This is a genomic window from Enterobacter asburiae, from assembly GCA_011754535.1.
Classification (GTDB): Bacteria; Pseudomonadota; Gammaproteobacteria; order Enterobacterales; family Enterobacteriaceae; genus Enterobacter; species Enterobacter cloacae_N.
Genome location: JAAQVN010000001.1, coordinates 448,073 through 472,808 on the forward strand (window position 1 = coordinate 448,073; position 24,736 = coordinate 472,808).

22 protein-coding genes and 3 tRNA genes are annotated in these 24,736 nt (G+C 56.4%); 14 read left to right on the forward strand and 11 right to left on the reverse strand.

The genetic code is table 11. The annotated features are described in order from the left end of the window. The first annotated feature begins 15 nt into the window (after positions 1–15). Positions 16–162, forward strand: a complete 147-nt coding sequence (gene ecnB, locus HBM95_02050) for a lipoprotein toxin entericidin B (GenBank protein ID NIH41728.1) — start codon at positions 16–18, stop codon at positions 160–162. A gap of 37 nt (positions 163–199) precedes the next feature. Here ecnB and HBM95_02055 read toward each other — a convergent pair whose 3' ends face one another. Continuing rightward, positions 200–799 carry a response regulator transcription factor gene (locus tag HBM95_02055; GenBank protein ID NIH41729.1) on the reverse strand — a complete coding sequence of 200 codons (600 nt, stop codon included), beginning with the start codon at positions 797–799 and terminating at the stop codon, positions 200–202. 258 nt (positions 800–1,057) lie between these two features. Here HBM95_02055 and sugE point away from each other — a divergent pair, with 258 nt between their 5' ends. After that, positions 1,058–1,375: a quaternary ammonium compound efflux SMR transporter SugE gene (sugE, locus tag HBM95_02060; GenBank protein NIH41730.1), complete on the forward strand. Its 318-nt coding sequence runs from the start codon at positions 1,058–1,060 to the stop codon at positions 1,373–1,375. Here the strand turns inward: sugE and HBM95_02065 are convergent. Together HBM95_02065 and blaACT are read right to left on the reverse strand one after the other, a co-directional pair. Then, positions 1,372–1,902, reverse strand: coding sequence for a lipocalin family protein (locus HBM95_02065; protein NIH41731.1), 531 nt, complete (start codon positions 1,900–1,902; stop codon positions 1,372–1,374). The genes sugE and HBM95_02065 overlap by 4 nt on opposite strands. A 107-nt stretch (positions 1,903–2,009) precedes the next feature. After that, positions 2,010–3,155 carry an ACT family cephalosporin-hydrolyzing class C beta-lactamase gene (gene blaACT, locus HBM95_02070; GenBank protein NIH41732.1) on the reverse strand — a complete coding sequence of 382 codons (1,146 nt, stop codon included), beginning with the start codon at positions 3,153–3,155 and terminating at the stop codon, positions 2,010–2,012. Positions 3,156–3,287: 132 nt separating this feature from the next. Here blaACT and HBM95_02075 point away from each other — a divergent pair, with 132 nt between their 5' ends. After that, positions 3,288–4,163: a LysR family transcriptional regulator gene (locus HBM95_02075; GenBank protein ID NIH41733.1), complete on the forward strand. Its 876-nt coding sequence runs from the start codon at positions 3,288–3,290 to the stop codon at positions 4,161–4,163. Positions 4,164–4,192: 29 nt separating this feature from the next. Here the strand turns inward: HBM95_02075 and frdD are convergent, their stop codons facing one another. From frdD to frdA, 4 genes are read right to left on the reverse strand one after another with little or no spacing between them, the layout of a single operon-like run. Next, complete coding sequence (frdD, locus tag HBM95_02080; GenBank protein ID NIH41734.1) at positions 4,193–4,552, reverse strand: fumarate reductase subunit FrdD; 360 nt, start codon at positions 4,550–4,552, stop codon at positions 4,193–4,195. A gap of 10 nt (positions 4,553–4,562) precedes the next feature. After that, positions 4,563–4,958, reverse strand: coding sequence for a fumarate reductase subunit FrdC (gene frdC, locus HBM95_02085; GenBank protein ID NIH41735.1), 396 nt, complete (start codon positions 4,956–4,958; stop codon positions 4,563–4,565). A 10-nt stretch (positions 4,959–4,968) separates the two neighbouring features. Beyond that, positions 4,969–5,703 (reverse strand): succinate dehydrogenase/fumarate reductase iron-sulfur subunit, encoded by a 735-nt coding sequence (locus HBM95_02090; protein NIH41736.1) that lies wholly within the window; start codon positions 5,701–5,703, stop codon positions 4,969–4,971. After that, positions 5,696–7,486, reverse strand: coding sequence for a fumarate reductase (quinol) flavoprotein subunit (frdA, locus tag HBM95_02095; GenBank protein NIH41737.1), 1,791 nt, complete (start codon positions 7,484–7,486; stop codon positions 5,696–5,698). The genes HBM95_02090 and frdA overlap by 8 nt, the downstream gene beginning before the upstream one ends. A 310-nt stretch (positions 7,487–7,796) precedes the next feature. On the opposite strand from frdA, the gene epmA reads away from it, so the two are divergent. Beyond that, entirely contained in the window at positions 7,797–8,774 is a 978-nt protein-coding gene (epmA, locus tag HBM95_02100) for an elongation factor P--(R)-beta-lysine ligase (protein ID NIH41738.1), read from the forward strand. A 197-nt stretch (positions 8,775–8,971) separates the two neighbouring features. Next, positions 8,972–10,471, forward strand: a complete 1,500-nt coding sequence (gene yjeM, locus HBM95_02105; GenBank protein NIH41739.1) for a glutamate/gamma-aminobutyrate family transporter YjeM — start codon at positions 8,972–8,974, stop codon at positions 10,469–10,471. 37 nt (positions 10,472–10,508) lie between these two features. Here yjeM and mscM read toward each other — a convergent pair whose 3' ends face one another. The 3 genes from mscM to rsgA form a co-directional block, all read right to left on the reverse strand. Next, positions 10,509–13,832 carry a miniconductance mechanosensitive channel MscM gene (gene mscM / locus HBM95_02110; protein ID NIH41740.1) on the reverse strand — a complete coding sequence of 1,108 codons (3,324 nt, stop codon included), beginning with the start codon at positions 13,830–13,832 and terminating at the stop codon, positions 10,509–10,511. 19 nt (positions 13,833–13,851) lie between these two features. Continuing rightward, positions 13,852–14,820: a phosphatidylserine decarboxylase gene (gene psd, locus HBM95_02115; GenBank protein NIH41741.1), complete on the reverse strand. Its 969-nt coding sequence runs from the start codon at positions 14,818–14,820 to the stop codon at positions 13,852–13,854. A 97-nt stretch (positions 14,821–14,917) separates the two neighbouring features. Next, the gene (gene rsgA, locus HBM95_02120; GenBank protein NIH41742.1) at positions 14,918–16,003 is read right to left on the reverse strand and encodes a small ribosomal subunit biogenesis GTPase RsgA; all 1,086 of its coding nucleotides are present in this window, start codon (positions 16,001–16,003) and stop codon (positions 14,918–14,920) included. Positions 16,004–16,077: 74 nt separating this feature from the next. On the opposite strand from rsgA, the gene orn reads away from it, so the two are divergent. From orn to HBM95_02140, 4 genes are all read left to right on the forward strand, one after another. Further along, entirely contained in the window at positions 16,078–16,623 is a 546-nt protein-coding gene (orn, locus tag HBM95_02125; GenBank protein ID NIH41743.1) for an oligoribonuclease, read from the forward strand. 196 nt (positions 16,624–16,819) lie between these two features. Continuing rightward, a tRNA-Gly gene (locus HBM95_02130) sits at positions 16,820–16,895 on the forward strand. A 37-nt stretch (positions 16,896–16,932) separates the two neighbouring features. Beyond that, positions 16,933–17,008 (forward strand) — tRNA-Gly (locus tag HBM95_02135). Between the two features lie 36 nt (positions 17,009–17,044). After that, positions 17,045–17,120: transfer RNA gene (locus HBM95_02140), tRNA-Gly, on the forward strand. A gap of 270 nt (positions 17,121–17,390) precedes the next feature. Here the strand turns inward: HBM95_02140 and queG are convergent. Then, a complete protein-coding gene (queG, locus tag HBM95_02145; GenBank protein ID NIH41744.1) occupies positions 17,391–18,530 on the reverse strand; it encodes a tRNA epoxyqueuosine(34) reductase QueG in 1,140 nt (379 codons plus the stop codon). On the opposite strand from queG, the gene nnr reads away from it, so the two are divergent. The 5 genes from nnr to miaA are packed head-to-tail and all read left to right on the forward strand — an operon-like array spanning position 18,529 to position 24,654. Then, on the forward strand, positions 18,529–20,052 hold the full coding sequence (gene nnr / locus HBM95_02150; GenBank protein ID NIH41745.1) for a bifunctional ADP-dependent NAD(P)H-hydrate dehydratase/NAD(P)H-hydrate epimerase: 1,524 nt from the start codon (positions 18,529–18,531) through the stop codon (positions 20,050–20,052). The genes queG and nnr overlap by 2 nt on opposite strands. Continuing rightward, a complete protein-coding gene (gene tsaE, locus HBM95_02155) occupies positions 20,045–20,506 on the forward strand; it encodes a tRNA (adenosine(37)-N6)-threonylcarbamoyltransferase complex ATPase subunit type 1 TsaE (protein ID NIH41746.1) in 462 nt (153 codons plus the stop codon). Before nnr ends, tsaE begins: the two co-directional genes overlap by 8 nt. Positions 20,507–20,522: 16 nt before the next feature. Beyond that, a complete protein-coding gene (gene amiB, locus HBM95_02160; GenBank protein ID NIH41747.1) occupies positions 20,523–21,857 on the forward strand; it encodes an N-acetylmuramoyl-L-alanine amidase AmiB in 1,335 nt (444 codons plus the stop codon). 9 nt (positions 21,858–21,866) lie between these two features. Beyond that, positions 21,867–23,711: a DNA mismatch repair endonuclease MutL gene (gene mutL, locus HBM95_02165; GenBank protein NIH41748.1), complete on the forward strand. Its 1,845-nt coding sequence runs from the start codon at positions 21,867–21,869 to the stop codon at positions 23,709–23,711. Next, positions 23,704–24,654, forward strand: a complete 951-nt coding sequence (miaA, locus tag HBM95_02170) for a tRNA (adenosine(37)-N6)-dimethylallyltransferase MiaA (GenBank protein ID NIH41749.1) — start codon at positions 23,704–23,706, stop codon at positions 24,652–24,654. The genes mutL and miaA overlap by 8 nt, the downstream gene beginning before the upstream one ends. The last annotated feature ends 82 nt before the right edge of the window (positions 24,655–24,736 follow it).

The following is a 24,736-nucleotide window of genomic DNA, read 5'->3' on the forward strand; positions in this document are numbered from 1 at the left end:
TAAAAGGAAGATATTATGGTTAAGAAGACAATTGCAGCGATCTTTTCAGTCCTGGTACTTTCTTCAGTGTTAACGGCCTGTAATACCACGCGCGGCGTCGGTCAGGATATTTCTGAAGGCGGTAGCGCGATCTCTGGTGCGGCAACGAAAGCTCAGCAGTAATGAACACACGGTACGGGACCGAATGGGTTTCGTACCGTCAGCTTTCTGACTCCTGCAAGGATAAAAAGGGTGAAAAGCGCGTATCCATATGCAGTTTCATGCGGATATTTCGTTTATAGGTATAAACCGTTTTGCCATTGATACTCAGGTGAGCAGCAATTTTTTGATTGCTCGCGCCGTCCATCCACAATGTCAGCACTTTCTCTTCCTGTCGGGTTAGCAAGGGAGCGGCCACAGTAGGTCTGTGCGTGCTTGCGCCCGAGATTAACGCGTCATTAATAACCGCCGCGAGTTCCTCAAGACGGGCATTTTTCATCAGCGAAGACCAGACCGGGAAGTTCTCCAGCCAGGCCGTCATGTCCCTGTCCTCTCCTGATTGCAGCATAATAAAGGGTAACTTTTCGCTGGCGTTCAGCAAGGACGAGAATTGCTGAAAATGGTGAATATCCTGGCGGAAACCATGCAGGTCAGCGATAACCAGCGCGGGTTTCCATTGCAGAATGTGTTCTCTGGCAAGGAAGAGATTGTTCAGCCCGGTCACAACGTAGTGCCCCGGGAACAAACCGGAATGATTGAGCCATGCTTCGAACCCGGTACGGGTGAAGTGACAACGGTCAATCAAAAGAATTTTGAACATATTTTATTCGCAATCGGCTAGTGGTTTGGCTTCCTGCCATCAGAAAGCACATCATCATAGAGAAGTCCGATGAGTAATAAATGCCTGAACTCCGCGCCTTACTGCGGCTATTTCTGGGCTTAACGCGATCAGCAGAAATTGATTGAAAAAAAATCGCACACTAACCAAAATATGGGGTGTTATCTGCCTTGCGGGACGACCCGTAAGCGCTTCCTTCATCGGGGACGGCCCCAACTTTTTTAAGTTAAGGAGCCTGATATGTCCTGGATTATTCTTTTGATTGCTGGCCTGCTCGAAGTGGTGTGGGCGATTGGCCTCAAGTACACGCACGGATTTACCCGCCTGACGCCCAGCGTCATTACCGTTACTGCGATGATCGTGAGTATTGTTCTGCTCTCGTGGGCGATGCGTTCCCTGCCGGTGGGAACGGCCTACGCCGTCTGGACGGGGATCGGTGCCGTAGGCGCGGCGATTACCGGCATTTTGCTGCTGGGTGAGTCAGCGAGCCTGGCGCGCATTGCCAGCCTCGCTCTGATTGTGGCCGGTATCATTGGACTGAAGCTCAGCACCCATTAATGGGGCTGTTTTACCCAGATGAGTTTCGATACATCAAACCCCTGCCGGGTCGCGACGTCCAGCATCTGCTGTTTCATTTCTGACGAAATAGTTGGTGTGCGGGAAAGTATCCACAGATAGTCGCGATCCGGCCCGCAGACCAGCGCGTGACGGTACTCTCTGTCGAGCGCTATTACGTTATAGCCGCCATAAAACGGGCCGAAGAAAGAGACTTTGAGCGCGGCCCGTCGCGGGTCGCCAGTGAAGTAGGCTTTCCCAACCGACTGCTGCCACATCTCTCGATCGGGATTATAACCCCGGTTGATCACCTGAATACCGCCATCATCCATCAGGCTGTAATGTGCCGTGACCTTCTCCAGGCCTTGCTCAAACCGGTGATCGAGGCGTGCGATTTCGTACCATGTTCCAAGGAAGCGTTGTGCATCAAAAGGCGTGACGACGGTGACGCCAGGCGGTGGGGTAGGGGAACTGCAGGCAACAACTAAAAACGCGGCCGTCACCGCGGCGATAACAGGCAGAATGCGCATAGGAGTTTCCTTACTGTTTTTTGTTAAGTGTAGATGACAGCAGGAAAAAAGCGGAGCAATGTGCGGGATGTTTCGCCGGGTAAGCGTTAGCGCTACCCGGCAATGTTTTACTGCATCGCGTCAAGAATACGGTATGCCGCCTCAACTCGCGCCGGGTTCGGATAGCTTTTATTTGCCAGCATCACAATGCCGAGCTGCTTTTCAGGAATAAATGCCACGTAGCTGCCAAACCCGCCGGTTGAGCCGGTTTTATGCACCCATGAGGCTTTTACCGGAGGCGCCGGAGGATTCACTTCTCTCGCGGGCAACGGTGCCAGAGCAACCTTGTTATCGCTGCCTCCGACAACGGTTTTTACATCGACCGGCCAGTTGAGCATCTCCCAGCCCAGCCCCTGATACATAGCACCCACGCGCCAGTAGCGGGACTGCGCCAGCGTAATGCCTTGCTTCAGGGACGTATCCTGCAGCGCGTCAGGGGCCATGTTGGCCATCACCCAGCTTGCCATATCCTGCACGTTGGTTTTCACGCCATACGCCTCTGCGTCCAGCATGCCCGGTGAAACGTGGACCGCTTTACCGTCACGATATCCCCAGGCGTAATGCGCCTCCTCCGCTTTCGGAACATTAATCCAGGTATGGTCGAGCTTGAGCGGCTTAAAGACCCGCGTCGTCATGGCCTGCTCATAGCTCATGCCGGAAGGTTTGATCGCCAGCGCGCCAAACAAACCGATGCTGGCATTGGCATAAAGACGCGTGGTGCCCGGTTTCCACTGCGGCTGCCAGTTTTGATAGAAGCGCAGCAGGGAGGCGTTATCCGTGACCTCATCCGGTACCTGTAACGGCAGGCCTCCTGCTGTATAGGTTGCTAGATCCAGCATGCGAATTCCCTGCCACTGCTTGCCTGTCAGTTCAGGCCAATATTTGGTTACCGGATCGCCCAGCGATATTTCGCCGCGGGCAATGGCATCGCCTCCCAGCACGCCGGTGAAGGTTTTACTTATAGAGCCCAGCTCGAACAGGGTTTGCGGGGTGACGGGCTTGTTCGCCGCGATGTCGGCTTTTCCGAAGGTAAAGTAGCGTGGCTGGCCCTGATAAATCACGGCCACCGCCATGCCTGGAATGGCCTGCGCTTTCATCAGCGGCGTAACGGTACGTTCCACCACGTCAGCCAGCTGTTTTTCTGACATCGGGGCAGCTAATACCGAGCAGGAGGTGCTGAGCAGCAGGGCGCAGCAAAGGGATTTTGTCATCATCATTTATCTTCCGTAATAGCAGGTCAAGGGAGTGTCCGGGCCCGACAGACCGCTGTAGTCTGTTGGATTTGACTATGGCTGACAAACGGTTAAATTTAGCATGAGCTGTTAATTTTTCTAACGGATGGAACGATGACCCGCAGCTATCTCCCGCTTAATTCGCTTCGCGCCTTCGAAGCGGCCGCCCGGCACCTCAGTTTTACGCATGCCGCGATAGAGCTGAATGTCACCCATTCAGCCATCAGCCAGCATGTTAAGGCGCTGGAACAGCATCTGAATTGTCAGCTGTTTGTCCGCGTTTCGCGCGGCCTGATGCTGACCACGGAGGGGGAAAATCTGCTGCCGGTGCTGAATGATTCATTCGATCGTATCGCCGGAATGCTGGATCGCTTTGCCAGCCAGCGCGCCCAGGAGAAGCTAAAAATCGGCGTGGTTGGGACTTTTGCTACGGGTGTTTTATTCTCTCAGCTCGCAGACTTTCGCCGCTGTTATCCGCATATCGATCTCCATCTTTCCACCCATAACAACCGCGTCGATCCGGCGGCTGAAGGGCTTGATTATACGATCCGCTACGGCGGTGGAGCGTGGCACGGCACCGAGGCGCACTTCCTATGCCCCGCACCGCTGGCGCCGCTTTGCTCGCCCGAAATCGCCGCCGTGCTCCACTCTCCGACCGACATCCTGAAGTTTACCCTGCTGCGCTCTTACCGACGCGACGAATGGTCGGCATGGATGCAGGCGGCAGGCGAGCATCCTCCCTCGCCAACGCACCGGGTGATGGTATTTGATTCGTCTGTCACCATGCTGGAAGCCGCGCAGGCAGGTATGGGCATTGCCATTGCGCCTGTCGATATGTTTACCCATTTGCTGAACAGCGAGCGTATTGTGCAGCCGTTTACAACGCAAATTGATCTGGGCAGTTACTGGCTAACGAGACTGCAGTCGCGGGCTGAAACGTCCGCAATGCGTGAATTTGCCCAGTGGCTGGTGGGAAAGATGAAGAAATAAAAGGCCCGCCGGATGGCGGGCCAGAAGCGTCAGATAGTGACAACCGCAATCAGTGTCACCACGGTCAGGATGGTTGCCAGCCCGTAGAATACCCATTTACCGCTCGGCACATGGATTTTCAGGTCATGCATCGCATGGTGAATACGGTGCAGACCGCACCACAATGGCAGGACGATCATCAGGAAGATGAACACGCGGCCAATAAAGCTGCCCGCAAACGCCAGCACGCGCTCGTAGCTCAGCGCATCGCCCGGGAACAGCCCCAGCGGCAGCATAATGCCGACCAGCAGGATGATAACCGGGGCGATGATGGCACTCCACATGCCGCCTGCGCCAAACAGGCCCCAGAAGACCGGCTCGTCTGAACGTTTTGGATTTGGATTGATCACAGTAGTCTCCTTACCAGAACAGTGCGACAAACAGAATGACCACAGTGACCAGGATCGTCACTGCCCACAGCCCTTTAATGACTGGCTCCGGCCCCATTTTTTCGTCTTTTATGATGATATTCGCCGCTTTTGGCGCCAGTTCAAACCAGGTTTTGGTATGAAGCAGCGCCGCCGCGAGCGCGATCAGGTTCAGAACTACGATAATTGGGTTTTGCAGGAACCCCACAAAGCTGGCCCAGGTTTCCGGCCCGTGTTTGAGGGCGAAAACGCCGTACATCAGCTCAAGGCTGAACCAGACCGCCGGTACCGCCGTGCCTTCACGCAGCATATAGAAGCGATAAAACGGCAGGTTTTTCCACCAGGTGGACGGCACTGGCCGCACGTAGGCTTTGCGTTTAGTCGTCATTATGCACTCCTTAGCGTGGTTTCAGGGTAGCGATAAGAAAGTCTTTCGAGCTTTCCACTTTACCCTGTTGAATGGCGGCGGCCGGGTCGACGTGCTTTGGACAGACTTCGGAGCAGTAGCCCACAAAGGTACAGGTCCAGACGCCGTTCTGGCCGTTAAGCTGCGCCATACGTTCTTTTTTACCGTGGTCGCGGCTGTCTTCGTTATAGCGGTGCGCCAGGGTAATGGCGGCCGGGCCGATGAACTCCGGGTTCAGGCCAAACTGTGGACAGGCGGCGTAGCACAGGCCGCAGTTGATGCAGCCAGAGAACTGATGGTATTTCGCCATCTGCGCCGGCGTCTGGGTGTTCGGACCCTGGTCCGGCGTGCGTGGGTTGCCGATGATGTACGGCTTAATCGCTTCCAGACTTTCGATAAAGTGGGTCATATCGACCACCAGATCACGCTCGATCGGGAAGTTGCCCAGCGCTTCAACCTTGATGCCCTTAGTGTAATCGCGCAGGAAGGTTTTACACGCCAGCTTCGGTACCTTGTTGACCATCATGCCGCAGGAGCCACAGATCGCCATGCGGCAGGACCAGCGGTAGCTCAGGTCCGGCGCCAGGTTGTCTTTGATATAGCCGAGCGCATCCAGCAGGGAGGTTTGCTCGTCATAGGGCACTTCATAGAAAGCGCTGTGGGGGGCGGTATCCACTTCCGGGTTGTAGCGCACCACTTCAACTTTCAGTTTTTGCATCTCAGCCATTCGCCTTCTCCTTCTTCTCGGCGGCTTCTGCTTCTGCGCCGTACACGCGTTTAGCCGGTGGCAGCGTGGTGATTTTCACGTCGCTGTAATCCAGACGCGTGGTGCCATCCGCATCGCGCCAGGCGAGAGTGTGTTTCAGGAAATTGACGTCGTCACGTTCGGTACAGCCTTCGTCCAGACGCTGGTGTGCGCCGCGAGACTCTTTACGCGCCAGCGCAGAGTGCGCCATACATTCTGCGACGTTCAGGCCGTGGCCCAGCTCAATGGTATAGAGCAGGTCGGTATTGAAGACGCTGGAGGTGTCGGTGATGCGCACGCGCTTGAAGCGCTCCTGCAGTTCCGCCAGCTTGTCGACGGTTTTCTGCATCAGTTCCGGCGTACGGTAGATACCGCAGCCTTCTTCCATCGACAGGCCCATCTCGTCGCGGATCTTCGACCAGTTCTCGTTACCTTCCTGGTTCACCAGATCCTTCAGGCGTTTTTCAACGTCTGTGACCTGCGCATCCAGCGCCGCGCCGTTTGCTTCGCCTGCGGTCGCCGCACGCTCCATCGCACGCTCGCCCGCCATGCGGCCAAAGACGACCAGCTCTGCCAGCGAGTTAGAGCCCAGGCGGTTGGCGCCGTGCAGGCCGACGGAGGAACACTCGCCTACGGCGAACAGCCCTTTAATGCGGGTTTCACACTGTTGGTCGGTTTCAATCCCGCCCATGGTGTAGTGCGCGGTTGGGCGTACCGGAATCGGCTCTTTCACCGGATCGACGCCGACGTAAGCTTTCGCCAGTTCGCAGATGAACGGCAGACGCTCCAGCAGTTTCTTCTCGCCCAGGTGACGCAGATCGAGATAGACCACGTCGCCGCGCGGCGTGGAGATGGTGTTGCCCTTGCGCCACTCGTGCCAGAAGGCCTGAGAGACTTTGTCGCGCGGGCCGAGTTCCATGTATTTGTTCTTCGGCTCGCCGAGAGGGGTTTCCGGGCCCATGCCGTAATCCTGCAGATAGCGGTAGCCGTTTTTGTTGACCAGGATACCGCCTTCGCCGCGGCAGCCTTCCGTCATCAGAATGCCCGAGCCTGGCAGACCGGTTGGGTGATACTGTACAAACTCCATATCGCGCAGCGGCACGCCGTGGCTCAGCGCCATGCCCATGCCGTCACCGGTGACGATGCCGCCGTTGGTGTTGTAGCGATAGACGCGTCCCGCACCGCCCGTTGCCATCACCACCGCATTGGCACGGATCTGGACGAGGGTGCCTTCCATCATGTTCATCGCCACCAGGCCACGTGCATGACCGTCGTCGACCAGAATGTCGAGGACGAAATGTTCATCAAAGCGCTGGATTTGTGGGAACTGAAGAGAGGTCTGGAACAGGGTGTGCAGCATGTGGAAGCCGGTCTTATCAGCGGCGAACCAGGTACGTTCGATTTTCATCCCCCCGAAGCGACGAACGTTGACGCTGCCGTCCGGACGGCGGCTCCACGGACATCCCCACTGTTCAAGCTGGGTCATTTCAGTTGGACAATGGTGTACGAAGTAGTCAACGACATCCTGTTCGCAAAGCCAGTCGCCCCCTGCAACCGTGTCGTGGAAATGGTATTCGAAGCTGTCATGATCCTGCGCAACGGCGGCGGACCCTCCTTCTGCTGCCACCGTGTGGCTGCGCATTGGATAGACTTTTGAAATCAATGCGATTTTAGCGTCAGGATTAGCTTGTGCTGCAGCAATCGCAGCACGTAATCCAGCCCCGCCAGCGCCTATTACGGCAAGATCGGCTTGAAAAGTTTGCACGACATTCCTCCAGATTTTTGTTATTTCGCAACGCGACAAACTAAAGGTAGTTCACCCGTCCACGCGGACGATTGCGAAAGCGTTTCCACTGCTCCTTTATGGGTAAAAGAGTATAACCGTGTAGACGTCAGGGAAATTTGACGTGTTCGATTTTTTTGCTGTTCTGTGCGGTGATTTATCATCGTGATTGATGAATTGCGTCACGAAATAATCCACTTAAATGAAATGCGCTTTTTTACTGCGCAAAATTTGTCTCTGTCCCTGCTAACGAGTAGACTTCGTGCCCTTGTCTGAAATCGGAGAAAAACTCATGAGCGAAACGGCCACCTGGCAGCCGAGCGCATCCATCCCAAATCTGTTAAAACGCGCCGCAATTATGACGGAGATCCGCCGTTTCTTTGCCGACCGCGGCGTCCTGGAGGTGGAAACCCCGTGCATGAGTCAGGCAACGGTAACGGATATTCATCTGGTCCCGTTTGAAACCCGTTTTGTTGGCCCTGGCCACTCTCAGGGCATGAATCTGTATCTGATGACCAGCCCGGAATATCACATGAAGCGCCTGCTGGCGGCGGGGTGCGGTCCGGTGTATCAGCTGTGCCGCAGTTTCCGTAATGAAGAGATGGGGCGTCACCACAACCCGGAATTCACCATGCTGGAGTGGTACCGCCCGCATTATGATATGTACCGCCTGATGAACGAGGTGGACGATCTGCTGCAGCAGGTGCTGGACTGTTCAGAAGCCGAAACGCTCTCCTATCAGCAGGCCTTCCAGCGCCATCTGGAAATCGATCCGCTGTCGGCGGACAAAGCTCAGCTGCGTGAAGTGGCGGCAAAACTGGATCTGAGCAACGTGGCGGATACCGAGGAGGATCGCGACACGCTGCTGCAGCTGCTGTTCACCTTCGGCGTGGAACCGCAGATTGGTAAAGAACGTCCGACGTTTGTCTATCACTTCCCCGCAAGCCAGGCGTCTCTGGCGCAGATCAGCACCGAAGATCACCGCGTGGCAGAGCGTTTTGAGGTCTATTACAAAGGCATCGAGCTGGCGAACGGCTTCCACGAGCTGACCGACGCGCGCGAACAGCAGCAGCGTTTCGAGCAGGATAACCGCAAGCGCGCCGCGCGCGGTCTGCCGCAGCAGCCGATTGATACTAACCTGCTGGAAGCCTTAAAGGCGGGCCTGCCGGATTGCTCCGGCGTGGCGCTGGGGGTTGACCGTCTGGTCATGCTGGCGCTGGACGCCGAGCAGCTTGGCGATGTGATTGCCTTTACGGTCGATCGCGCCTGAAAAAATGCCGGGTGGCGCAGCGCTTACCCGGCATACATTACCTGTGGCAATATTCCTTTCCATTTCCGCACGGCAACATTAAAAACTGCCATTTTCTCTGTACACAGGTCTTTTTCTTAAATTGCCTCGTATAGCCACAATATTAGTCTGGTCATCTGCTACCATCCGCGCAGTTTAATTCCTCTTCGGATGGTTATATGTCCCACTCACTCAAAAAGATGACCCTCACCGGGCTCATCCTGATGATTTTTACGTCAGTCTTTGGCTTTGCCAATAGCCCGTCGGCTTTCTATCTGATGGGCTACAGCGCGACGCCGTTTTATATCGTTTCTGCTCTGTTCTTCTTTATCCCGTTTGCGCTGATGATGGCGGAGATGGGCTCGGCTTACCGGACAGAAGAGGGCGGTATCTATTCATGGATGAACAACAGCATCGGCCCGCGTTACGCGTTTATCGGCACGTTTATGTGGTTCTCCTCCTACGTCGTCTGGATGGTCAGCACGGCGGCCAAAGTCTGGGTGCCGTTCTCAACGTTTCTTTTCGGGACGGATAAAACGCAGATATGGTCTCTGGCGGGGCTGAGCTCCACGCAGGTGGTCGGTATTCTGGCGGTGTGCTGGATGGTGGTGGTCACGCTGGTGGCGTCAAAAGGCATCAACAAAATTGCCCGTATCACCGCCGTTGGCGGTATTTCCGTGATGTGCCTGAACCTGGTGCTGCTGCTGGCGAGTATCGCCATTCTGTACCTGAACGGCGGGCACTTCGCGCAGGAGGTGAACTTCGTATCATCGCCTAATCCGGGCTATCAGTCCGGGCTGGCCATGCTCTCCTTCGTGGTGTTTGCCATTTTTGCCTACGGCGGTATTGAAGCGGTAGGCGGGCTGGTCGATAAGACCGAGAACCCGGAAAAGAATTTCGCCAAAGGGATTATTTTTGCCGCCATCGTCATCTCCATCGGCTACTCGCTGGCGATTTTCCTCTGGGGCGTCAGTACCAGTTGGCAGCAGGTGTTGAGTAACGACACCACTAACCTCGGGAACATCACCTACGTGCTGATGAAAAGCCTGGGGATGACGTTGGGTAACGCCATGCACCTGACGCCGGAAGCATCGGTCACCATGGGGATCTGGTTTGCGCGCATTACCGGCCTGTCGATGTTCCTTGCCTATACCGGCGCGTTCTTTACGCTGATCTACTCGCCGCTGAAAGCGATCATTCAGGGCACGCCAAAAGCGCTGTGGCCGGCACGCATGACGCAGCTGAATACCGCAGGCATGCCTGCCAACGCCATGTGGATGCAGTGTCTGCTGGTGTGCGTGTTCATTCTGCTGGTGTCATTTGGCGGTGATACCGCGTCTGCGTTCTATAACAAGCTGACCCTGATGGCGAACGTGTCGATGACGCTGCCGTACCTGTTCCTCACCCTGGCGTTCCCGTTCTTTAAGGCGAAGCGGGACCTTGAGCGTCCGTTTGTGATCTTCAAAACCCGCGCGGCAACGCTGCTGGCAACTACGGTGGTGGTGCTGGTCGTGGCATTTGCCAACATCTTTACCGTTATTCAGCCCGTGGTTGAGGCAAACGACTGGAACAGCTCGCTGTGGATGGTCGGTGGGCCGATCTTCTTCTCGCTGCTGGCGATGGGAATTTATGAGAATTACCGTCGGCGTTCAATGGCGTACGTCGCGGAAGTGGCGTAGCGGTAAAATGCCCCTCCCGAAAGGGAGGGGAGAAAGATTACAAGCTGCCCGCCGGGCGCGATCTTGCCGCCGACGTGAGCGTTTTACCCATCTTGCGTCCGTCCATACTTTCCAGACGCATCTGGAACGGTGGGAACGGCATATCAATACCGTGCTCGCGGAAGCCCGCCAGAATCAGCTGGTGGATCTCATGGCGCAGCGGCATACGGTGCCCCATTTCGGCAGCGTAAATACGCAGTTCGAAAATCTGGATCCCCTGCTGTAAATCGACCAGGAACACTTCCGGTACGGGATTATCGAGCACCAGCGTGCAGCGTTCGGCGGCGGTGTAGAGGATCTGCGTGACCTCTTCGCTGTTGGCATCCGACGGCGCCGGTACCGTCAGCACCACGCGCGTAACGGAGTCCGACAGCGACCAGTTGATAAACTGCTCGGTAATAAACGCCTTGTTCGGCACGATGATCTCTTTACGGTCCCAGTCGCTGATCGTGGTGGCACGGGTGTTGATCTTCGTTACGCTCCCGGTCAGATCGCGGATCGTCACCGTATCGCCAATACGAATCGGCTTTTCAAACAAGATGATGAGGCCGGACACAAAGTTAGCGAAAATCTCCTGCATGCCAAAACCAAGGCCAAACGTCAGCGCCGCTACCAGCCACTGCAGTTTAGACCACTCGATACCAATCATTGAGAAACCAACCATCCCGCCAAACAGCAGTATCAGGTATTTCGTAATGGTCGTAATGGCGTATCCCGTGCCGGGGGTTAAATCCAGATGCTGCAGCAGCGCCAGCTCCAGCAGTGCCGGGAAGTTACGCACCAGTTGGGTGGTGATGATCAGCACCAGAATGGCAATCAGCACCGCGCCTAAGGTGATCGGCTCCAGGCTTTCAACACCCTGCACCGTGGACGTCACGTCCCACAGAGAGATATTCTCCAGGAAGCCAAACGCGGAATGAATTTCCGACCACAGGAAAATCACCGACAGAAGGGCAATCAGCATCAGGAGGGAGCGCACCAGGCGCAGAGACTGGGTACTGATGGCATCCAGATCCAGTTCGACCTCGTCGGCATCCATCGTGCCTTCCGTGCTGTTGACATGGGTTGGCTCTTCCTCACCCCGGGCACGCTGAGCGAGGATCTCCGCCCGGCGATGCTTGGCGCGGTCGAAGGCCAGGCGACGGCGCTGGATCAGCATCCCGCGACGGATCACGTGATACACCACCAGCAGCAGGAACCAGATCGCCACCGACGTTTCCAGTCGCGCCAGAAGTGCCTGCGAGGTTGCCAGGTAACCTACCGCGGCTGCCAGCATCGCAATCAGAGGGGCGCTCAGCAGGAGGTTCCAGAGCAGCCGGTTGAACATGTTGTCGCCGCTGCCGGATTTATCCAGATAGAGCGGTATCCCCGCGCGTTTCAGGCTGAGCGTCACGATGGCCAGCGCGCCGCAGATCAGCATAAAGCAGAGGCGGCCCAGCGAGCCTGAAAATTCCCGGTCGTTGAGATTATCAAACATGATCAGCGCCATAATCAGCGGCACAATCAGCCCGATGCTCATCAGGTAGTAGCGCATGGCGCGCGCCACGCGGTTACGCGGCCAGCCAAAGTGGGCAATGAACAGGCCATTCGGCCGTGCGAACGTGGCGCAAATCATCACCACCCACAGCAGCGGCACCGTAGCGGTGACGCCATCGCCAATGGCGACCGCGAGCGGATAAGGCCAGGCTTCCCGCAGGCCGTAGCCAAGCGTCATCCACAGCACCGGCAGCGGAGACGCGACGAGAATCGACCAGAACACGGTGCGCAACGTCAGCCAGAAGTGATCCTGAGTGACTTTCCCCACCCGCGCGCTGGAACGCTCCAGGAAGCGGGTGAAATGTCTGCGCGAGTAAATGCTGAAGCCCACCAGAACCAACGCGCCCAGTAGCGGGATAATCGTCTCTTTACTGGTCAGCATCATCACGCTGGCCTGTCCGAGCTGGCTGAAGGTGTCCAGCGAAATCAGGCGGCGCAGATCCTGAACGATCTCAATCGGCCACGAGAAGGTCATCGGACGCACGTCGGACGTCCAGAAGAGATAACGGTGCGTCGCCTCGTTCACCTCTTTCAGCGCGTCTTCCAGCTGGCTATTAGAGACCTTGAGCTTAGTCAGTTCCAGAATCAGCGTATCCCCGCCCTGCAGCAAGGAGTTCAGCAGCTCGCGCTGGGTGCGCAGCTGGGCTTCCAGAATACGGTTTTGCTCGCTGGTCAGGGGTTGTCCGTCAGCCTGACGGATCTGGCGAATTTGCGGCTGCTTATTGAGAAGATCTTCAAAGTGCAGTCGCTGCACGCGCAGCTGGGCCATCTCGGTATCCAGCTGCTGCGGCTTCGGCATTTCCGGCAGGCGTGCGACCTGGGCGCGTAACGCTTCGCCCAGCAGGTTTGATGACCCGAGCCACTGGGACTGCTCGCGCAGGGTGTTGAGCGCCTGGCGCACCTGCAGGGTTTGATTCGTCGCCTGGCGCTGCTGGGAGGCAACCAGATCCATACGCTGCGCCTGCTGATTCAGGGCGGCAGAAAGCTCGCGGTTGACCTTAAACTGATCGACGATACCTTCTGGCAGATTGGCACTGTTTTCCGCCAGCAGCTCGGTGCTTTCAAGCGCACGCTCGGCTTCGCGCTGACGCTGGCTGTTAAGCAAATTACGCAGGGCCTGAAGATACGCATCCAGCTGCTCGCTCTGCTTCTGAGCAAGTTCAGAGCGCATCCGCGCCAGCTCCTGGCGGTTGTTGGCGGAAAGCTGCGCCAGCTCCAGCTCATCCACAAGGGCCTTCAGACGAGCTGATTCGGCCTGCAGACCCAGATTTTGCGCCTGAGCCTGCGGCGTATTGCCGCTTTGCGTCCCCACGCGACGCTCAACGTCGTTAAGCTGGCGGCGGGCGTCGGTTTGCTGCTGCGGAAGCTGACTGAGGGAGTCGGCAATTTCACGCGCCCGCTCCTGCTCCTGCTGAGCCTGGCGGCTCTTTTCCAGAAGCTGGCTGCTCACCTGCAGGATTTCCTGATTCAGGGCGTCGGTGGTCATGCCTTCCGGCACATTGCGCGGCTCATCGCGCAGATTAGCGAGCTGCGCGCGCAGCGTTTGCGAGAGTTTAGGGAAGTTGTCGATAACCTGCTGATACTGCTGAGCGCGCTCAAGCGAGCCTTTCCGCTCTTCAAGCGCGTTCAGTGCGGACTGGAGCGACTCAACGGTCTCTGGCTGAGCGGGTTTGGCCGCTTTCGCCTGCTCCAGTTCCTGGGTTATCTGTTTGGCGTCGGGGGCTGTCGCTGCGTACGCCCCCATGCTGAGGCACCAGGCCATCAGTAAAACGATAATCGGGCGCACGTCAGCGATCCTTCTGTTGTTAGCCTTCGTCTTTTTTGTCGTCAACCAGCGGGCTGGCGTCGTGCTCGGCGTCAATCTCTTCTTGCGGCAGCGGAGCAGGTTCTGCGTCCGGCGTCACGAAGGTTTCGGTAGAGACCGCCAGCGGTTGGCCAAGCTTAGTGACCGAGAGGCTTTCGAGCTGTTCAGCCAGCTTCACTTTGCCCGGCGCAAACAGGTTGATGACGGTCGAACCCAGCTTAAAGCGGCCCATCTCCTGACCTTTCAGCAGGGCGACAGAGCCTTCCTCTTCACCAGCAGGCCACGTCCAGCGCTTAATTACGCCTTCACGCGGCGGGGTGATGGTGCCAGCCCAGACGGTTTCAATACTGCCGACAATGGTCGCGCCCACCAGAATCTGCGCCATAGGGCCGAATTCAGTATCGAACAGGCAGATGACGCGCTCGTTACGGGCAAACAGGTTCGGTACGTTTTGCGCGGTCAGGTGGTTTACGGAGAACAGATCGCCCGGCACGTAGATCATCTCACGCAGGATACCGTTACACGGCATATGCACGCGGTGGTAGTCGCGCGGTGACAGATAGGTGGTGGCAAAGGTGCCGTTGCGGAACAGATCCGCCATCAGGTAATTGCCCGCCAGCAGCGCTTCCAGGCTGTAGTTATGGCCTTTCGCCTGCAGGATTTTGTCGTCTTCGATGTTACCCAGCTGGCTGATCACCCCGTCTGCTGGCATCACCAGGACGTTAGGATCGGTGTTCAGCGGGCGCACTTCGTCGCGCAGCGGGCGCACGAAAAACTCGTTGAACGTGCGGTAGCTGGCGGTGTCCGGCTTCTGCGCTTCTTTCATGTCGACCTTGTAATACTTCACGAAAAGATCGATGACCAGTTTGGTCAGCCAGCCCGCGCGTTTGCTTGCGCCCCAGCCCGCCAGGCGAGTGAGCCACAGTTTTGGCAGAATGTATTGAAGCGAAAGTTTAAATGCGTTTAACAAGGTAGCCTCCAGGCCATTGTTTTGTCGTTCCTGATCCGGCGGTAAGCCGCCGGAACCTGAAAAAAGGGGACGATTTTAGCGATGCTTAGCTTAGTTGTCAGTTGTCAGAATCAGAAAAGTTTTTACGCGTTTTTACCTGATCCATGCTCTCAAGAATGCGGTGGTAATTGTCGAAGCGGGTCTCCGCAATCTCACCTTTCTCAACCGCTTCGCGGATAGCGCAGCCTGGATCGTTATCGTGTTTACAGTCGCGGTATTTGCAAGCGCCTAAATAATCATGGAATTCGACAAATCCATTAAAGATTTGTTCCGGCTCAAGATGCCATAAACCGAATTCACGCACGCCCGGGGAGTCGATGACATCGCCGCCGTGCGGGAAGTGATACAGACGCGAGGCGGTAGTGGTGTGCTGGCCCAGACCCGAGACGTCAGACACATCGTTGGTGAGGATCTCCTGCTGGAGGCCGAGCAGATTGTTCAGCAGGCTCGATTTGCCTACGCCGGACTGGCCCGCAAAAATGCTGATGCGATCGGTAAGCGCCTCTTCCAGCGGTTTGAGGCCATCTTTAGTATGGCTGGAGACCATCAGGACGCGATAGCCAATCTTGCGATAGATATCCATCTGCTCATTAACGAAAGCCATGCCTTCGTCATCCAGCAGATCGATTTTGTTCAGCACGATAATCGGTTCAACCTGCAGCGTTTCGCAGGCGACGAGGTATCGGTCGATAATATTGAGCGAAAGTTCAGGCAAAATCGCCGATACGATAACAATCTGGTTAATGTTGGCGGCAATCGGCTTCACCCCGTCGTAAAAATCGGGACGGGTTAACACGGACGTACGTTCATGAACCGCTTCAACGATACCTTTTACCGTAACGCCTTCCGCCGCCTCTTTCCCCGGACGCCATACGACGCGGTCACCGGTCACCAGAGAACGAATGGTCCGGCGGATGTTGCAGCGGTGGATTTCACCATCGGCGGATTCCACGTCAGCGTGCATACCGAAACGGCTGATGACTACGCCTTCCGTTGGTTCGCCAAACAGGTTGTCGTCGTAATCGACCTTCTCCGAAGTGGTTTTAAGACGGCGCTGGTGATTGGCATTCACACGGCGCTGCTGCCCTTTGGAGAGTTTATTTTTACTCAATCGCACTGGCTCCTGGTCGCCCGTAAGGGGCAAAACCTCTATGATACACTCTAATTAATACTAGTTAACCTGCTACTGCCGGTTATGCGAGAAGGGTGGAAAATAACATGAGCGCGGATGAAAACAACCTGATTTGGATCGATCTCGAAATGACCGGGCTGGATCCCGAGCGCGATCGCATTATTGAGATTGCAACCCTGGTCACCGATGCCAACCTGAATATCCTGGCCGAAGGGCCAACGATTGCGGTGCATCAGTCCGACGACCAGCTGGCGCTGATGGACGAGTGGAACGTGCGTACCCATACCGGAAGCGGGCTGGTGGAGCGCGTAAAGGCCAGCACGTTGGGCGATCGCGAGGCGGAACTGGCGACGCTCGAATTTCTGAAACAGTGGGTGCCGGCGGGTAAATCGCCGATCTGCGGCAACAGCATCGGCCAGGATCGCCGTTTTCTGTTTAAGTATATGCCGGAGCTGGAGTCTTACTTTCACTACCGCTATCTGGATGTCAGTACCCTGAAAGAGCTGGCGCGTCGCTGGAAACCAGAAATCCTTGATGGCTTCAAAAAGCAAGGAACGCACCAGGCGATGGACGATATCCGCGAGTCTGTGGCGGAACTCGCGTACTACCGCGAAAACTTTATTAAGCTGTGATTTTGAGATCCGGCGCCTTGCGTGGCCGGGATTTTGTCGTTAAATTGTTCAGCTTGCCGATTAAATAAGCATTTGAACTGAATTTCGAAAAAATCACTTTCAGGGGGGTTGCAGCTAAAAGGATTTCTCGTATAATGCGCCTCCCGTAACGACAGAGAATTACACGTTACGACAGCAACAAAAGCAGTACAGATTTGCGGGAATAGCTCAGTTGGTAGAGCACGACCTTGCCAAGGTCGGGGTCGCGAGTTCGAGTCTCGTTTCCCGCTCCAAAATTTGAAAAGTGCTTCTCAAGCACGGACTGCCCAAGCGGGAATAGCTCAGTTGGTAGAGCACGACCTTGCCAAGGTCGGGGTCGCGAGTTCGAGTCTCGTTTCCCGCTCCAAAATTTGAAAGTGCTTCTAAAGCACGGACCACCCAAGCGGGAATAGCTCAGTTGGTAGAGCACGACCTTGCCAAGGTCGGGGTCGCGAGTTCGAGTCTCGTTTCCCGCTCCAAATTCTTCTTCATCTCTAAAATATCCACAGCGAAAAGACGCGCTGGGGACGTTTTCTATTGCATCTGAAATACTCTTGTAAACAGAGTTATCCACAGAATTCGCGCTTTACCCAAACCGTACAGAAAGTTAGCAGGGTGAATAGTATCTTTGCAATCCATTGTATTTAATGGATAAATTTTCATTTCAAAATGTTAGCGAGATCACTTGACCTCTTCTCAAGTCCAGATGGCGCTTGAGTTTTTATTTTTATTCACAGGCTGTGAATATATCACGCATCCCGCGTAAGCCCTTTTTCGATTACCCTGACCAGCCGCTGTTTCTTGGGAAGCTGCACCTCGACCACGCAGGCATTGCGCTTCTCGATTTGCTGCGCAATCGCCCATTCTATGTGTTCATCAAGAAGTGGGTGCTCACCTCTACGACTTTCAAGCGCCTGAATATTTGCTTCATCCCACGGGGCATTGCCCAGCGCGACGGCCACGTTTCGCAGCCAGCGCAGGTGGCCGATACGCCGAATGGCGGAACCTTCCGTCACTTTCAGGAACCAGGCTTCGGTCCAGGCGAACAGCTCGATCAGCGGTGGGGCATGTAACGCCTTGCGCGGACTGAAGTCTTCTTCATCCGTCAGCTGTGAATAGCGGTTCCACGGGCAGATCAGCTGGCAGTCGTCGCAGCCGTAGATGCGGTTGCCGATAAGCGATCGAAACTCTTCCGGGATCGCTCCTTCGAGCTCGATGGTGAGATAGGAAATGCAGCGGCGCGCATCAACAGTGTACGGCTCAACGATGGCGCCAGTCGGGCAGATGGTCATGCAGGCCACGCAGCGGCCACAGCCTTCCTCTACCGGGCCGTCTACCGGCAGGGGTAAATCAATCAGCAGTTCACCGAGGAAGAAGAACGATCCGGCGTCGCGGCTAAGGATAAGTGAGTGCTTACCTGTCCAGCCAAGCCCGGCTTTTTCGGCGATCGGGCGCTCAAGAATAGGCGCGGAATCGACAAAGGGTCTAAAATTCAGCGAAACACAGTGCTGCTGAATAGTTTCCCCGAGTTTTTTTAAACGGTTACGCAGTAGCTTATGGTAATCACGCCCCAGGGCGTACCGGCTGACATAACCCAAAGAGGGATTTTTTAGCGTGCGCGCAAAGGCCGCGTTGGCAGGCAGGTAGTTCATGCGCACGCTGATGACGCGCAATGTACCCGGTAAAAGCTCATGTGGACGGGCACGCATCATGCCGTGACGCGCCATCCACTCCATTTCGCCGTGGTATTGTTTGTCCAGCCAGGCCTGCAGTTTTGGCTCGCTGGCAGAGAGGTCGGTATCGGTAATGCCTACCTTCTGGAAGCCAAGCTCAGCACCCCACTGTTTTATTTTTTGCGCTAATTCATTGAGATCGAGGGGCTGTGACATGACGGACCATACGGTGAAGAAAAACCCCGCAAGTATACCACATTCCATCTGGCATGCGGATGACCTCCGGCGCGCCGAAAAAGAGGCCGCAGACAGCCTCGGCATTACCCTTTATGAACTGATGCAGCGCGCGGGAGAGGCGGCGTTTAATGTTGCTCGCGGCGCGTACCCGCAATCCACTCACTGGCTGATTTTGTGTGGGCACGGCAATAACGGCGGCGACGGCTACGTTGCTGCGCGTCTCGCGGTTGCGGCCGGTATCCGCATTACCTTGCTGGCGCTGGAAAGTGATAAGCCCCTGCCGGAAGAGGCCGGTGCGGCGCGGGAGGCATGGCTGAATGCAGGCGGCGTGATTCATGCCCCTGATATCGTCTGGCCGGAAGATGTTGATCTGATTGTTGATGGTCTGCTGGGGACCGGGCTACGCAGCGCGCCTCGCGAGAACATCGCCGCGCTTATTGAACACGCTAACGGGCACTCCGCGCCGGTAGTGGCGCTGGACATTCCGTCGGGCCTGATCGCGCAGACCGGCGCGACGCCTGGCACCGTTATTCAGGCTGCGCACACCGTGACCTTTATCGCTCTGAAGCCGGGCTTGTTAACCGGAAAAGCCCGGGATGTGGTTGGCGTATTGCACCATAACGCCCTGGGGCTGGAGAGCTGGCTCGCAGGGCAGGAAACGCGCCTGTCACGCTTTGATTCCTCGCAGCTAAAAGAGTGGCTTCCGCCGCGCCGCCCAACGTCCCATAAGGGCGACCACGGCAGGCTGGTGATTATTGGTGGCGATCGCGGTACGGCAGGTGCGGTTCGCATGGCCGGTGAGGCGGCACTGCGCAGCGGTGCCGGATTAGTGCGAGTACTCACTCGCATCGAGAACATTACGCCAATCATTACAGCTCGACCGGAACTGATGGTCCATGAGCTTACGCCCCAGACGCTTGAAGAAAGCCTCGAATGGGCGGATGTGGTGGTCATTGGTCCCGGTCTTGGACAGCAGGCATGGGGTAAACAGGCCCTGCAAAAGGTCGAAAATTTTCGTAAACCGATGCTGTGGGATGCCGACGCGCTTAACCTTCTGGCAATAAACCCGGATAAGCGTCACAATCGCATTCTGACGCCACACCCCGGCGAAGCCGCGCGCCTGCTTAACTGCAGCGTGGCAGAAATTGAAAGCGATCGCTTACTTTCTGCTCAGCGTCTGGTAAAACGTTACGGAGGTGTTGCCGTTTTGAAAGGGGCAGGAACCGTTGTCGCCAGTGACGAGACGCAGGGCATTATTGATGCCGGAAATGCGGGCATGGCGAGCGGCGGCATGGGCGATGTGCTTTCAGGCATCATTGGCGCATTGCTTGGACAGAAACTTCCCCTTTATGATGCAGCCTGTGCGGGCTGCGTGGCCCACGGCGCGGCAGCTGACAGGCTTGCTGCGCGAGAGGGTACACGCGGTATGCTGGCCACCGATCTCTTTTGCACGCTGCGGCGTGTTGTTAACCCGGATGTGATTGACGTAGAAAATGACTAATCGAGCGATTCCTTTACCTGATGAACAAGCCACTTTAGATCTCGGCAAGCGCGTGGCGCAGGCCTGTCAGGGGGCAATCGTCATTTATCTGTATGGTGATTTAGGTGCGGGTAAAACCACCTTCAGCCGGGGTTTTTTGCAGGCGTTAGGGCATAACGGGAATGTGAAAAGCCCAACCTACACGCTGGTCGAGCCGTACACCCTCGACAATCTTATGGTGTACCACTTTGATTTATATCGCCTTGCGGATCCTGAGGAGCTGGAATTTATGGGGATCCGTGATTATTTTGCCAACGACGCCATCTGCCTGGTGGAGTGGCCGCAACAAGGTGCGGGTGTGTTACCTGACCCGGATGTCGAAATTCACTTAGATTACCAGGCGCAAGGGCGTGAGGCTCGCATCAGTGCGGTTTCCTCATCAGGGTGTTCCTTACTGGCGCGTCTCGCCGGTTAAGAGTAGGGATGACGGAATGATTAGTCGCGTTAAAGGTTGGGTGTTGGCTGCGACGGTGCTGCTGTGCGCGCAGGCCGGGGCGGCAAGCCTTTCGGATATTCAGGTGTCAAACGGCGAAAGCCAGGCCCGGATCACGTTCAGCTTTATGGGTGATCCTGAATATGCGTTTTCACAGCCAGACAGCCGCAGCGTGGCGCTGGATATCAAACAGACTGGCGTGATCCAGGGGTTACCGCTGCGGTTCAGCGGTAACAACCTGGTGAAAAGTATCCGTTCGGGTACCCCGCAGGACAGCCAGTCGCTGCGTCTGGTGGTCGATCTGACCGAAAAGGGTAAAACGAAGGCGGTGAAGCAGCAAAACGGGGCGAACTATACGGTGGTCTTTACCATCAATGCCGATGTTCCGCCGCCTCCGCCGCCACCGGTTGTCGCGAAACGCGTGGAAGAGCCGGTCTATACGCCGCGCCCATCGGAACCTGCGCGTAATCCGTTTAAATCGCAGAACGATCGCATCACCGCGGCAACCAGCAGCAATACGGTAACGCGTCCGGCGTCCAGCGCGCGGCGTGCGGTCAGCGGTGATAAAGTGATTATCGCCATTGATGCCGGGCACGGTGGTCAGGACCCTGGTGCGATTGGCCCGGGCGGCACGCGAGAGAAAAATGTCACTATTGCAGTGGCCCGCAAGCTGCGGACGTTGTTAAACGACGATCCGATGTTTAAAGGCGTACTGACGCGCGACGGCGACTATTTTATCTCTGTGATGGGCCGCTCAGACGTGGCGCGTAAGCAAAACGCCAATTTCCTGGTCTCCATTCACGCGGATGCCGCACCGAACCGTAACGCGACGGGCGCCTCGGTATGGGTTCTGTCGAACCGTCGGGCGAACAGCGAAATGGCAAACTGGCTGGAAGAGCATGAGAAACAGTCTGAACTGTTAGGCGGCGCGGGTGATGTGCTGGCTAACAGCCAGTCTGACCCGTATCTCAGCCAGGCGGTGCTGGATTTACAGTTCGGTCATTCTCAGCGCGTCGGGTATGATGTCGCCACTAACGTATTGAATCAGCTGCAGGGCATCGGAGCATTGCATAAGCGTCGCCCGGAACATGCGAGCCTGGGCGTTCTGCGTTCGCCGGATATTCCGTCAATTTTGGTGGAGACGGGCTTTATCAGCAATAACAGCGAAGAGCGCCTGCTGGGCAGCGACAGCTACCAGCAGCAAATTGCCGAAGCGATATACAACGGTTTACGTAAATATTTTGAGGCGCATCCTCTGCAGTCCGCGCCGCAGGGCGGGGCAGCCCAGACGGCCAGCGCCGCGCAGCCGGGTGAGTTGACCGCCACAAATTAAGGAGAATTCATGCCGATTCAGGTTCTGCCGCCGCAGCTCGCGAACCAAATCGCCGCCGGTGAGGTGGTGGAACGCCCTGCGTCGGTAGTGAAAGAGCTGGTGGAAAACAGCCTCGATGCGGGCGCAACCCGCATTGATATTGATATTGAACGCGGCGGCGCGAAGCTTATCCGCATTCGCGACAACGGCTGCGGGATCAAAAAAGAGGAGCTGGCGCTGGCGCTGGCGCGTCATGCCACCAGTAAAATTGCCTCTCTGGATGACCTGGAAGCGATTATCAGCCTCGGTTTTCGCGGCGAAGCGCTGGCCAGTATCAGTTCGGTGTCTCGTTTAACGCTGACCTCCCGCACCGCTGAACAGCAGGAAGCCTGGCAGGCCTACGCTGAAGGGCGGGATATGGACGTGACGGTCAAACCCGCGGCGCACCCTGTCGGTACCACGCTGGAAGTTCTGGATCTGTTCTACAACACTCCCGCCCGCCGTAAGTTTATGCGTACCGAAAAAACCGAGTTCGGCCATATCGACGAGATCATCCGCCGAATTGCGCTCGCCCGTTTCGACGTCACCATCAACCTCAGCCATAACGGCAAGGTGATGCGCCAGTACCGCGCGGTGGCTGAAGGTGGGCAGAAAGAGCGACGTTTAGGGGCTATCTGCGGGACGCCGTTCCTGGAACAGGCGCTGGCTATCGAGTGGCAGCACGGCGATCTGGCTTTACGTGGCTGGGTGGCCGATCCGCATGCCAGCAGCGCGGCGTTCTCTGAAATTCAGTATTGCTACGTTAACGGCCGTATGATGCGCGACCGCCTCATTAACCACGCCATTCGCCAGGCCTGCGAAGATAAGCTCGGGGCAGATCAGCAACCTGCCTTTGTACTTTATCTGGAGATCGACCCGCATCAGGTGGATGTCAACGTCCATCCTGCCAAGCATGAGGTGCGGTTCCATCAGTCGCGTCTGGTACATGATTTTATCTACCAGGGCGTGCTGAGCGTACTGCAACAGCAGCTTGAACCCACACTGCCGCTGGAAAAAGAAGACTCCGCACCGCGCCCCATTCCGGAAAATCGTGTCGCTGCGGGTCGCAACCATTTTGCGGAGCCTGCCGTCGCGCGTGAACCGGACGCCCCGCGTTTCTCCTCAGCAGGGGCCGCACCGCGTCCGACGGGCGCGAACTACCCGAACGCTCAGCCCGGCTATCAAAAGCAGCAGGGGGCGCTGTACCGTAAACTGCTGGAAACGCCGGCAGTCGAGCGCAAAGAGCACGTTGCGGTGGCGACACCTTCCCTTGAAGGCCATAGCCAGAGTTTTGGCCGGGTGCTGACGATTATCGCACCGGATATGGCGCTGCTTGAGCGCGACGGCAAACTGCTGCTTCTGGCGCTGCCGGTTGCCGAACGCTGGCTCAAGCAGGCGCAGCTGACGCCGGGGGATAATGTGGCATGTGCGCAGCCGCTGTTAATCCCGGTTCGCCTGAAAATATCCCCTGAAGAAACAAGGGTATTGCAGCGTGCAGAGGCCCAGCTGGCGCAAATGGGCATTGAAATTGTGCTCGAACCACAACATGTGACAATTCGCGCAGTGCCTTTACCCTTACGCCAACAAAATTTACAAAACTTGATTCCTGAACTGATAGGCTACCTGGCGCAGCAGACATCGTTTGAGGCTGCCAACACCGCGCAGTGGATCGCCCGCCATCTGGCCAGCGAACATTCACCGTGGAGTATGGCGCAGGCGATTACCGTGCTTGCGGAGGTGGAACGCCTCTGCCCACAGCTGGTGAAAGCGCCGCCGGGTGGGTTATTACAACCTGTTGATTTAAAAACGGCGATGACCGCCCTGAAACATGACTGACGTAAGTAAGGCGAGCCTGCCAAAGGCAATTTTTTTAATGGGCCCAACGGCCTCGGGCAAAACGGCGTTAGCCATTGAGTTACGTAAAGTTTTGCCTGTAGAGTTGATTAGCGTTGATTCCGCCCTCATCTATCGAGGGATGGACATCGGCACGGCGAAGCCCGGCGCAGATGAACTGCGTGCGGCACCGCACCGTTTGCTGGATATTCTCGACCCGGCAGAGGCTTACTCCGCAGCGGATTTCCGCCGGGATGCCTTAGCCGAGATGGCCGAGATCACCGCCGCGGGGCGTATACCGCTGTTGGTTGGCGGAACCATGCTCTACTTCAAGGCGCTGCTCGAAGGGTTGTCTCCTTTACCTTCCGCGGACCCTGAGGTGAGAGCAAAGATTGAGCAGCAGGCGGCAGAGCAGGGATGGGACGTATTGCATAAGCAACTGGCGGAGGTTGACCCGGTTGCAGCAGCGCGGATCCATCCAAATGATCCGCAAAGGCTTTCCCGGGCACTGGAAGTTTTTTTCATTTCGGGTAAAACTTTAACGGAACTGACGCAAACGTCAGGAGACGCTCTGCCGTATCAGGTGCATCAGTTCGCCATCGCCCCGGCGAGCCGTGAACTGCTCCATCAACGAATTGAGCAGCGTTTTCATCAGATGTTGGCTTCAGATTTTGAAGCAGAAGTGCGGGCGCTATTTGCCCGTGGAGATTTGCATACGGATATGCCTTCCGTTCGTTGTGTGGGATACCGCCAGATGTGGTCGTATCTTGAAGGTGAGATTTCATACGATGAAATGGTTTATCGAGGTGTTTGCGCCACGAGACAGTTAGCGAAGCGCCAGATCACCTGGTTGCGCGGTTGGGAGGGAGTTCACTGGTTAGACAGTGAAAAACCGCAACAGGCGTTAAACGAGGTGATTGAGGTTGTTGGTGATATCGCCCACTGAATGTGTACAATTGAGACGTATCGTGCGCAATTTTTCAGAATCGCAAGGTTCTAAGTACAAAACAAGCATATAAGGAAAAGAT

Excerpts from the sequence above, each read along its gene's own strand:
- orn (NIH41743.1), top strand. The coding sequence starts at position 16,078 with ATGAGCGCGGATGAAAACAACCTGATTTGGATCGATCTCGAAATGACC.
- HBM95_02065 (NIH41731.1), bottom strand. The coding sequence starts at position 1,902 with ATGCGCATTCTGCCTGTTATCGCCGCGGTGACGGCCGCGTTTTTAGTT.
- HBM95_02075 (NIH41733.1), top strand. The coding sequence starts at position 3,288 with ATGACCCGCAGCTATCTCCCGCTTAATTCGCTTCGCGCCTTCGAAGCG.
- miaA (NIH41749.1), top strand. The coding sequence starts at position 23,704 with ATGACTGACGTAAGTAAGGCGAGCCTGCCAAAGGCAATTTTTTTAATG.
- HBM95_02055 (NIH41729.1), bottom strand. The coding sequence starts at position 799 with ATGTTCAAAATTCTTTTGATTGACCGTTGTCACTTCACCCGTACCGGG.
- HBM95_02090 (NIH41736.1), bottom strand. The coding sequence starts at position 5,703 with ATGGCTGAGATGCAAAAACTGAAAGTTGAAGTGGTGCGCTACAACCCG.
- queG (NIH41744.1), bottom strand. The coding sequence starts at position 18,530 with ATGTCACAGCCCCTCGATCTCAATGAATTAGCGCAAAAAATAAAACAG.
- ecnB (NIH41728.1), top strand. The coding sequence starts at position 16 with ATGGTTAAGAAGACAATTGCAGCGATCTTTTCAGTCCTGGTACTTTCT.
- nnr (NIH41745.1), top strand. The coding sequence starts at position 18,529 with ATGACGGACCATACGGTGAAGAAAAACCCCGCAAGTATACCACATTCC.
- epmA (NIH41738.1), top strand. The coding sequence starts at position 7,797 with ATGAGCGAAACGGCCACCTGGCAGCCGAGCGCATCCATCCCAAATCTG.
- frdC (NIH41735.1), bottom strand. The coding sequence starts at position 4,958 with ATGACGACTAAACGCAAAGCCTACGTGCGGCCAGTGCCGTCCACCTGG.
- blaACT (NIH41732.1), bottom strand. The coding sequence starts at position 3,155 with ATGATGACAAAATCCCTTTGCTGCGCCCTGCTGCTCAGCACCTCCTGC.
- sugE (NIH41730.1), top strand. The coding sequence starts at position 1,058 with ATGTCCTGGATTATTCTTTTGATTGCTGGCCTGCTCGAAGTGGTGTGG.
- amiB (NIH41747.1), top strand. The coding sequence starts at position 20,523 with ATGATTAGTCGCGTTAAAGGTTGGGTGTTGGCTGCGACGGTGCTGCTG.
- mutL (NIH41748.1), top strand. The coding sequence starts at position 21,867 with ATGCCGATTCAGGTTCTGCCGCCGCAGCTCGCGAACCAAATCGCCGCC.
- tsaE (NIH41746.1), top strand. The coding sequence starts at position 20,045 with ATGACTAATCGAGCGATTCCTTTACCTGATGAACAAGCCACTTTAGAT.
- yjeM (NIH41739.1), top strand. The coding sequence starts at position 8,972 with ATGTCCCACTCACTCAAAAAGATGACCCTCACCGGGCTCATCCTGATG.